The following is an 8,447-nucleotide window of genomic DNA, read 5'->3' as shown; positions in this document are numbered from 1 at the left end:
GACTGTGCTCGTCAACATCGGTCTGGCACTTGACAAAAACATAGGGACACCCCCCGTTTACTAAACGAGCAGCATCCGCGTCCTACCCATGCAGGCGGTTAGCAGCGCAGACCAAAGCGGAGAGCACGGAAGCCTCCGGAGTCTGGCCGAAGCCCATGGTCCACACATGGTCATTGTTGTGACCTGCATAGACAAAGGTAGCGGTAGCTTCGAAGATTTCGAACTGGTGGAATTCCACGATTTCCACGCGGTAACCTGCATCAGCCAGCAGATTAGTGCAAGCCGACACCGGCCCCATAGCGGTAATCTCCTGGGTGAAGGTGTGGGTGTGGTCGTCCTTGTCGGTCAGTGTTAAGTCAGCGTTGAAATTCCAGCGCCCCAGGGTGCCGCGGGTTGCCTCGAAATTCTTGATCTGAACCGGGCCGCTCGTGGGGGAGTAGGTGTCCTTGAACTTCTGCCAGTTCATGCCACGAGCTTCTTGCCTTAAGCCTCGAGGCAGGCGATGTCCGAATCGAGCCCTAAATGGATCGTCGGAATAAGTTCGCACATTGCCGTCGTCCTGGTGCTCCAACGAAGGGCGCTTGCCCGTGAACGTCGTCGAAGTGGACATGTTCTTCTGGGTGCGAGTGGGAAACATTCTTTTCTGGTCCTTTGCTTAGTTGCTTTTGCTGTGAGTGGCGGACCAACCAAGTGCTTTGAGAAGTTGCGGCCAGAGACCCCGTGTGGAGGGGTCAGTCCTGTCGGCCTCCACCGGGGTTCGTAGCCTTCGCTACTCGAATAAGAATGTTCTGCTGCATGGGTGGAACCTTACTACAGGTAAAAGATGTGACACAAGTCATTCAATCAATATCTTTGGTGGATTCTTTGCTGTCCCCGTTAAATTCCGTTGACAGAGGCCAGGAAAACCGCCTCGCCAATAGCGATGTCGCGAATCTCGTTCGGGTCGACCGATTCATCAGCCGAGTGGATGCGAGCCTGTGGCTCCTCCACGCCGTAAAGCGCGATGTCAGCACCTGGTACGGCGTCCAGCAGGGTGGCGCACAGCGGAATTGAGGCGCCCTCGCCCATGCTTGCGGTCTCCTTGCCATAGGCGGCCGACAGGCTGTCAGCGACCAGTTGCACAACCTTGCCCTCAACGTTGGCCCGGAACGGGTTAGCCAGCTCGTCGCGTTCGACCGTCACCTTCACGCCCCACGGAGCATGTGCGCGCAGGTGATTTTCCAGCGCGTCCTGCGCCTCAGCCGGATCAACGCCGCCTGGGATGCGGAAGTTAATGTGCGCCATGGCGGTCGACGAAATCGCGTTGACAGCATTGGTTGCCGGTGGGCAGTCGATGCCGGTCACAATCACCGACGGGCGCGCCCAGGTCAGATCGGAGACGGAAGTGTCCTCGTTGCTAATCAGGCCCACTCCATTGAGCACGCCGGCGTCAGCGCGGAAAGTCTCTGGCGAGTAGTCCAGGCCCTCCCACCGCTGCGAGCAGTCCAGTCCATCAATAGAAGTAAAGCCATTTTCATCGCGCAGGCTGTCGAGCATGCGAATCAGTGCCGCCAGCGCATCCGGGGCTGCGCCGCCGAACATGCCCGAGTGAACCGGCTGCTCCAGCGCATCGACGCGTACTTCCACATCGGCGGTGCCGCGCAGAGTGGTCACGAGCGTCGGCTGGCCAACCTCGGCATTGCCGACATCCGCAATGAGGATGACGTCGGCGTCGAAAAGCTCTGGCTGTGTGGCGATGAGGTTGTTCAGGCCCGCCGACCCGCGCTCCTCGGAACCTTCCACGATGAGCTTGATGTTTGGCATGTCGACACGGCCCGCAAGCGCGTCGTCACGCAGCGCGCGCAGCGCAGCGAGGTGCATCACCACATTGCCCTTGCAGTCGGCGGTGCCACGGCCGTACCAGCGGCCATCGCGCTCATCGAGCTTCCACGGGTCCGCGGTCCAAGCCGATTCGTCGCCCGCCGGCTGGACGTCGTAATGGGAGTAGAGCAGTACGGTCTTCGCGCTTTCCGACGACCCGGGGACGAAACCCGACAGCGCAATCGAACCGTCGATGGTGTGGTGCGCCTCCAGCTCGATACCCAACTCTGCGTACATGTCGGTAACCGCCTGGGCTGCGTCGATGCAGGCCTGCTTGGTTTCTTCGGTGCCGTGTACGGATGGGAAAGCGACCAGCTCGGTCAGCTGAGTGCGGATGGTCTCGCGTTGGCTGGAGATGTGGTCTCGCAGGGTGTTCGTGAGTTCCTTATCAATAATGCTCATGTGCGACAGTGTAGGCGCACAGCCGTGGAGGCGTTGGCAGCGACGGCGTTGGCAGCGACGGGTTGGAGCGGCACTTAACCTTGCACTCGAGGGGGTTGAGTGCTAAAAAAGTGAATTAGCACTTGCTGTAATTGAGTGCTAATAAAAACAACTTCACACCTTGTATATGTGTGTGCTGTATATGTGCGTTGCAGTAAATTGCGCCACATGCTGCAGCAAGCGCTGAAACAAGTGTTGAAAAAGTCGTTAAAAAGTACAGTGTTGACTCCGGTGATGGAGAGGGCGGCGCTTCCCTCGAATCACATGCCGTCGCGGGCGCCTGGGTCAACTTCCAATGTAAGTGCCACATAAATAGACGGAGGATTCTTCAAACCTCATGGCTAAGATGATTGCATTTGACGAGGAGGCCCGCCGCGGTCTCGAAACGGGTCTGAACACCCTGGCCGACGCTGTCAAGGTCACGCTGGGCCCGAAGGGTCGCAACGTAGTCCTCGAGCGCAAGTGGGGCGCACCGCTGATCACCAACGACGGTGTCTCCATTGCACGCGAAATCGAACTTGAGGATCCTTACGAGAAGATCGGCGCCGAGCTGGTCAAGGAAGTTGCCAAGAAGACCGACGACGTCGCTGGTGACGGTACTACTACCGCAACCGTTCTGGCTCAGGCTCTGGTTTCCGAAGGTCTGCGCAACGTTGCCGCTGGTTCCAACCCGATGGGCATCAAGCGCGGCATCGAGAAGGCTGTCGAGGCCGTAACCGAGAAGCTGCTGGAGTCCGCTAAGGACATCGAGACCAAGGAGCAGATTGCTGCTACCGCTGGCATCTCCGCTGCTGACCCGGCTATCGGTGAGCTGATTGCCACCGCTATGGACAAGGTTGGCAAGGAAGGCGTCATCACCGTGGAAGAGGCCAACACCTTTGGCCTCGACCTGGAGCTGACCGAGGGTATGCGCTTCGACAAGGGCTACATCTCCGGTTACTTCGCCACCGACATGGAGCGCCAGGAAGCAGTCCTGGAGGATCCGTACATCCTCCTGGTTTCCGGCAAGATCTCCAACATCAAGGACCTGCTGCCGCTGCTGGAGAAGGTCATGCAGTCCGGCAAGCCGCTGCTGATTATCGCTGAGGACGTCGAGGGCGAGGCTCTGTCCACCCTGGTCGTTAACAAGATTCGCGGTACTTTCAAGTCCGTCGCTGTAAAGGCTCCGGGCTTCGGTGACCGTCGTAAGGCAATGCTGCAGGACATGGCTATCCTGACCGATGGCCAGGTCATCTCCGAGGAGGTCGGCCTGTCGCTGGAGACCGCTGACCTGCCGCTGCTGGGTCGCGCTCGCAAGGTCGTCGTCACCAAGGACGAGACCACCATCGTCGAGGGTGCTGGCGAGCAGTCCGCTATTGAGGGCCGCGTCAACCAGATCCGCGCTGAGATCGAGAACTCCGACTCCGACTACGACAAGGAGAAGCTGCAGGAGCGCCTGGCTAAGCTCGCCGGCGGTGTTGCAGTTATCAAGGCTGGCGCCGCAACCGAGGTCGAGCTCAAGGAGCGCAAGCACCGCATCGAGGATGCCGTCCGCAACGCAAAGGCCGCTGTGGAAGAGGGCATCGTCGCTGGTGGCGGTTCCGCACTGCTGCAGGTCTCGCACGTGCTTGACGACGAGCTGGGTCTGACCGGCGACGAGGCAACCGGTGTCCGCATCGTGCGTGCGGCTCTCGCAGCTCCGCTGCGCCAGATTGCTCTGAACGCTGGTCTTGAGGCTGGCGTCGTCACCGAGAAGGTTGCTTCCCTGCCGCAGGGCGAGGGCCTGAACGCTGCCACCGGCGAGTACATCGACCTGATGGAAGCCGGCATCAACGATCCGGTGAAGGTCACCCGCTCCGCACTGCAGAACGCTGCTTCCATTGCAGCTCTGTTCCTGACCACCGAGGCTGTTGTGGCTGACAAGCCGGAACCGGCTATGCCGGCAATGCCAGGTGGCGACGAGATGGGCGGCATGGGCTTCTAATCTAGGAGTTCCTAGCTGGTATCTGTGGCTGGTATCTCTGGCTGAGATTGCTCGCTGACAGCTAGTTAGCGCATTAAAGGCGCCGATGGGATCTGTTTGGTTCCATCGGCGCTTTTTTGGCTGTTCCGCGGTCATCGGCTTTATCGGACGGAAATTGGGCATTTTTACCTAGACTCGCATGTTTGGTGGTTTGGGCTCGCTAAAAGCCCAGGTCGCGGCCGTCGTAAAGCGTGAAAATAGCACCAAACATGCGAGTCTGCGTCATTTAGGGGTGTGTGAACGGCTTTAATCGTTACTTTGGGGTTTGTGGCGTGGCTGGCGGCGCTCAAATTAACTGTTAACGAGGTTTACCGGGGGTGTTGACGCAGGGGCTCGATTTGTGTGCCTTTTTGTGGGCGCTGAGCGGAACTGCCCTGGGAGTTTCCAATGTGAAGCCCACCCAAATCGAGACCTTAGGTAAAGGTGGCCCTGATTTGGGGCGGTAAGTGTGAATTTCGACGCTAGGGGAGAGGCGCCCTGCAAAAAAGAAGTTTTAAGTCCCCGAACCCACCCTCGTTGCATCAGACGCCTCAGCGCTTGGTAGTGAAAAATAACCGATAATCTGTACCCGTGTACGCAATGCCGAGGACTATCTGTTATTAATCCTGCTGCCTCAGTACAGGTGAGATCATAGGTGTCTCCTTAAGGCCAGAGACGGGCCGTCGCGCTCGCCGACGATCTGGATGCAACTACCGACTTATTAAAATGTGAAATTCTTCTAGCTCCGCTAGCAGGCCTCGCCACTTTACTACTCAGCCGGCTTATTTTCGGCCTCTATGAGCTCGGTCGACCAGTTCGCCTGCTGGATACGGGTATCCAAATCCCGGTATTCCTTCGATGCCTGATCGGCTTTCTTACGCAGCGACTGGATATCGACGGTAGAGACATAGCGAATCTCGGAGGCCGAGTATCGATCCCGTCGCTCCGAGCCTTGATCGGCCACGGAAGTGTAGAACCGCCGCCGTGTTAGCAGGTGGTCGCGTTTCGCAAGCGCGTCGCTAAGCGAGCCGTCTTCGAAAGTGGTGGCGGAGTTCGTTGCGTTGATGGAGCGCACGAGCCATTCGAAGCGTGCCATCAGACGCTCGGCTTCGGCGATAAGCGCCTGTGGATCCTCGTCAGGAGTATCGCCTTCCTGCACCTGGGCGACCAGCGACAGGCGACGATTAATTTCAGCCAGACGGTCGGAAACCTCGGATCGTGCGGCAAGAGCCTCAGATAACAACATGGCATTTATTGTACGCGCAGCGCTTATCGACGGTCATTGCGCGCCGATTCCCCCTCATTTTCGGTAAGACGGGATGTTAACTACTGGGAAATTGCAGGTAAGGGCACCCGCATGGGGGACGTGTGGCGGGGTTATTCAGTAGGATAGGGGGTATGGCTGACAAGAATGAAGAGGAATTCCACATCGTCGATTTGGCGAAGACCGAAGGTTACGTCGTCGATGACTCTGATGAGGACGATCCGGTACTGGTCACTCCAGACGGCGAGCGGGTTGATACCTGGCGTGATGGTTACCCGTACGAAGAGCGTATGACTCGTAAGGAATACGAGACCATTAAGCGGAAGCTGCAGATTGAGCTTCTGAAGTGGCAGAACTGGACCAAGGAAACTGGTCAGAAGCACATCATCCTCTTCGAAGGCCGTGACGCCGCTGGTAAGGGCGGCACTATTAAGCGTTTCAATGAGCACCTGAATCCGCGTGGTGCTCGTACTGTGGCCCTGGAAAAGCCGTCTCCGCGCGAGTCCACCTCGTGGTACTTCCAGCGCTACATTGAGCACTTCCCGTGCGCTGGTGAGATCGTCTTCTTCGACCGTTCCTGGTACAACCGTTCGGGCGTTGAGCGCGTGATGGGTTTCTGTACTGAGTCCCAGCACGCAGAGTTCCTGCGCGAGGTTCCGATGCTGGAGAACATGATTCTGGGCTCCGGTATTTCGCTGACCAAGCTGTGGTTCTCGGTGACGCAGAAGGAGCAGCGCACTCGCTTCGCTATTCGCCAGGTTGACCCGGTGCGTCAGTGGAAGCTCTCTCCGATGGACCTCGCTTCGCTGGACCGCTGGGGTGACTACACCCGCGCGAAGGAAGAGCAGTTCCGCTACACGGATACTGATGAGTCTCCGTGGATCACCATTAAGTCCAACGACAAGAAGCGTGCCCGCATCAATGCGATGCGCTACGTGCTGAGCAAGTTCGAGTACACGGAGAAGGACCACGAGCTGGTCGGTACTCCGGACCCGAAGATTGTTAAGCGTGGCCGCGACCAGATTGGTGACTAATCTTTGGTGGCCTGTAACTGACAAAATTCTTGTCTGAATAAAACGCCCGCATGAGTGCTCAGGCACTCGGCGGGCGTTTCTTATGGTTGGCGGCGTGTGGCGAGTGGCGGGCCAGTGTGAGTTAGCGGAGTTAGAGGAGTTAGTGGCTGCGCTTACAGCGGGTGGAGGCGAGGCCAATGGGCTTTAGCGGAGAAAGTGACCGAGTTTATGACAAAAACGGCCAGAAATTTTGCCCGAAAGTGTCATAAACTCGCACAGTTTCACATTTGCAGCCCGCCAGCTTTTTAGTCCGCCAGGCTGTAGCCCGCCAGACCGCAGCCCTCTACCCCTCAATCAGCTCCTGGCCCCAGTAGGAATCCGGGGTGGTGCCAGGGGCAATCCAGTACACAGCGGAGCCGATGTGGCGGTTCCACTCATTGAGCAGATCACCGCGATCCAAGCGGGCCTGAATTACGCTGAACTGGTTGTCTGGGTTCTTCTGGAATGCAACCCAGACCAGGCCGACGTTCGGTCCCTCGAATGGGAAGGCCGGCTCACCGGGCTGGTCTTCGTATGCATAGGCGCGGCGACGCAGGGCGTCGTCAGGCCGACCGTCCTGCTCACGGGAAAGCGCCAGGTGAGACTGGCGGTGGATGAGGTATTCGCCCTTGTCATCGACGGCGTCCATGTCCTCTTCGTCGAACTCGTTATCGCCGCCGGAAAGGGGAGCACCGGTGTGGAAGTCACGGCCAATAACGATTGAACGCTCGTCGGTGCTGAGCTCATCCCAATTGTTCAAGTCGAGCGCGATACGGCGAACAACCATGACACAAGAGTTGTTGATTGCCTTGTCCTTGGAGTCAATCCACACCTGCTCGGACCATTCTTCCGGAGTGGACGGGTTGACGGTGCCATCGAGCTGACCCAGCGGGTTGCGCGGGGTGGCGCCGTGTGGCTGCGAACCCCAGGCGTAGGAGAAGCCCTTCTGGAACCACTTGACGCCAGCCCACGGCGCCGCCTTCTTCTCCAGCAAACGGGATGCGGCCGTAACGGTGACAAGGTCGTCACCGCACAGCTGCAGTACAAAGTCAGACTGGCCCCACTCAGGGCGAAGCATGTCATGCTGGAATGCGGGGATATCGTGCAGGCCAGCCGGCTTGCGCTCTGGTTTGCCCAGGATGTCGAAGATGCGCTCGCCAAAACCGGCGGTAATGGTCAGGTTTGCAGTGGCTGCAACCATTTCCGGTTCCAGGTACCCCTCGATGTTCTGGCCTTGGGTGAGGCGGCGGGCAACGTCGGTAAGCGAGGAGAACAGCTCCTTCAGATTTGCTGCGTCGACGCCGTCCTTCAAATCGAATGCGACAAGGCGAAGATGCGCCTGGCCGGGCTGTTCAATGCCCGACTGGACGGGGCCGTCGAACGGAATCTTGGCGCCCCTGAGGGAATTTTCGTAAGCCTGTGTCACTTGAGGTCGCTCCTTTAAAAGAGGTGGAATAAATAGCTTTTATGGCTACGAGCTTAATCACATTGGCCCCAGCAGGAGAGCACCAAAGCACAGGCTCGGGGAAGGGGCTAAGTGAATGAGATATTTGTATATTGCGATATACTTCACATCCACAACCGCCTCGAAGGTGTTCATAAAGGAAAGTGCTGCATATCGCACGTTTTCCGCGCAAGGTGTGTTTTGAGCCTAGCGCGCATGAGACCCTCGAGTTATGCAGGGGAATCCCGGTGCAAGTCCGGAACTGTCCCGCAACGGTAAGCATCACTACCAGAGCTTTGGTTTATCCGACGCGTTGATAACCAATCTTTTCAGTGATGACAAGTCCGAATGCCTGCCGGTTGTGCAATTTCATATCCGATGCTGATCACGACTGACGAGGAAATC

6 protein-coding genes and 1 riboswitch are annotated in these 8,447 nt (G+C 58.0%); of the genes, 2 read left to right on the top strand and 4 right to left on the bottom strand.

The genetic code is table 11. The annotated features are described in order from the left end of the window. Positions 1–82 precede the first annotated feature (82 nt). On the bottom strand, positions 83–637 hold the full coding sequence (locus Q0U90_RS09785; RefSeq protein WP_048731724.1) for a hypothetical protein: 555 nt from the start codon (positions 635–637) through the stop codon (positions 83–85). A 239-nt stretch (positions 638–876) separates the two neighbouring features. Continuing rightward, a complete protein-coding gene (locus Q0U90_RS09780) occupies positions 877–2,262 on the bottom strand; it encodes a dipeptidase (protein WP_297454342.1) in 1,386 nt (461 codons plus the stop codon). A gap of 376 nt (positions 2,263–2,638) precedes the next feature. Here Q0U90_RS09780 and groL point away from each other — a divergent pair, with 376 nt between their 5' ends. Next, a complete protein-coding gene (gene groL, locus Q0U90_RS09775; protein WP_297454339.1) occupies positions 2,639–4,264 on the top strand; it encodes a chaperonin GroEL in 1,626 nt (541 codons plus the stop codon). Positions 4,265–5,051: 787 nt separating this feature from the next. Here the strand turns inward: groL and Q0U90_RS09770 are convergent. Further along, complete coding sequence (locus tag Q0U90_RS09770; RefSeq protein WP_297454336.1) at positions 5,052–5,528, bottom strand: DIP1984 family protein; 477 nt, start codon at positions 5,526–5,528, stop codon at positions 5,052–5,054. Between the two features lie 152 nt (positions 5,529–5,680). Between Q0U90_RS09770 and ppk2 the strand changes: the two genes are divergently transcribed. Beyond that, a complete protein-coding gene (gene ppk2, locus Q0U90_RS09765) occupies positions 5,681–6,580 on the top strand; it encodes a polyphosphate kinase 2 (protein WP_070601055.1) in 900 nt (299 codons plus the stop codon). A gap of 322 nt (positions 6,581–6,902) precedes the next feature. Here the strand turns inward: ppk2 and Q0U90_RS09760 are convergent, their stop codons facing one another. After that, entirely contained in the window at positions 6,903–8,024 is a 1,122-nt protein-coding gene (locus Q0U90_RS09760; protein ID WP_297454329.1) for a Dyp-type peroxidase, read from the bottom strand. 209 nt (positions 8,025–8,233) lie between these two features. Beyond that, a riboswitch (cobalamin riboswitch) is annotated at positions 8,234–8,417 on the top strand. The last annotated feature ends 30 nt before the right edge of the window (positions 8,418–8,447 follow it).

It is taken from the genome of uncultured Corynebacterium sp., assembly GCF_946998835.1.
GTDB lineage: Bacteria > Actinomycetota > Actinomycetes > Mycobacteriales > Mycobacteriaceae > Corynebacterium.
Note: the sequence above shows the minus strand (reverse complement) of the source record. Positions and strands in the feature narration are given on the sequence as shown.